The 555-nt window shown below is 45.8% G+C and carries 1 protein-coding gene; it reads right to left on the bottom strand.

Going from position 1 to position 555, the window contains the following annotated elements:
* Positions 1 to 8: 8 nt before the first annotated feature.
* The coding region (locus K1M91_RS21230; RefSeq protein ID WP_232804252.1) for an IS3 family transposase at positions 9 to 555 on the bottom strand (547 nt) is incomplete at its 5' end.

The following is a 555-nucleotide window of genomic DNA, read 5'->3' as shown; positions in this document are numbered from 1 at the left end:
TGTTCTGGTCAACCAAAACTGGACACCTTTAGTTGAGAATTTTCAAACTCCACTGGTGACAGATCACCATTGGCTGAGTGCAGTCGCTCTAAGTTGTAATACTTCATGTAAGCGGCCACATCTTGCTTCATAAACTCCCTTGTTGGCTGATTAACTTTGAATAGCCAATCGTGCTTTAAACTGCCAAAAAAGCGCTCTACAACGGCATTATCCCAACACGCACCCACATCCCCCATACTGGATCTCATTCCATAGCTCGCTAGCAATTTACGGAATTGCTTGCTGGTATATTGTGAGCCACGATCGCTGTGAAACACCAGCCCCTGAGGTGGCAGTCGCAGATTGTAAGCTTTCATTAATGCCTTACTTATCAAATCCGTCGTCATGCGCTTGTCGATGTGCCAGCCTACGATGCGACGCGAATATAAATCCATCACAATGGCTAAATACATCCAGCCTTCACCTGTTTTTAAGTAAGTCACATCGCCTGCCCAAACTTGGTTGGCAGCTGTGGGATTGAAGTTCTGATTTAGTAGGTTGTCAGCCACTGAATCG

Origin of the sequence: Motilimonas sp. E26 (assembly GCF_021278025.1) — a bacterium.
In the GTDB taxonomy this organism is placed as follows: domain Bacteria; phylum Pseudomonadota; class Gammaproteobacteria; order Enterobacterales; family CBDFNC01; genus Motilimonas.
Note: the sequence above shows the minus strand (reverse complement) of the source record. Positions and strands in the feature narration are given on the sequence as shown.